Here is a 531-nt window from a genome sequence, read left to right as displayed (position 1 = left end):
ACGGTAAACCGGCGAAGGGCTTTCACGCGTCCTTACCTTACTGAGGATGCCACCGCGTGCAGTGCGCCCGCCGACCGCTGTGCCTTCGCGGGTGTGATCGGATACTAGGGTGGGTATCGGGCGCAAGAAGGACACACAAGGAACGACACATACAAGATGTCCCGGTGAGTGGCCGGGCAATCGGAACGGAAACGGAGTGGTGGGTGCCCGGTCGTGTCGAAATCGATGACGTCGCGCCCGTCGTTTCGTGCGGCGTATATCCCGCCAAGGCGGTGGTCGGCGAGGTGGTCCCGGTCAGCGCGGCGGTCTGGCGTGAAGGCCACGAGGCCGTCGCAGCGACGCTGGTCGTGCGCTACCTCGGAGTGCGTTACCCACACCTCACCGACAGACCCCGGGCCAGGGTGCTTCCGACGCCGAGCGAGCCCCAACAACGCGTCAAGCCGCTGCTGATCCCGATGACGAGCGGCCAGGAGCCCTTCGTTTTCCACGGCCAGTTCACCCCCGACCGGGTCGGATTGTGGACCTTCCGGG

At 65.7% G+C, this 531-nt stretch carries 1 protein-coding gene; it reads left to right on the top strand.

Annotated elements, in window-relative coordinates; all coding sequences use genetic code 4:
• Positions 1 to 203: 203 nt before the first annotated feature.
• Positions 204 to 531, top strand: a 328-nt coding sequence (locus tag FJR74_RS08415; protein ID WP_211333942.1) for a maltotransferase domain-containing protein, incomplete at its 3' end; no start/stop codon positions are given.

The organism is Metamycoplasma neophronis (assembly GCF_006491995.1).
GTDB classification, from domain to species: domain Bacteria; phylum Bacillota_I; class Bacilli_A; order Mycoplasmatales; family Metamycoplasmataceae; genus Metamycoplasma; species Metamycoplasma neophronis.
Note: the sequence above shows the minus strand (reverse complement) of the source record. Positions and strands in the feature narration are given on the sequence as shown.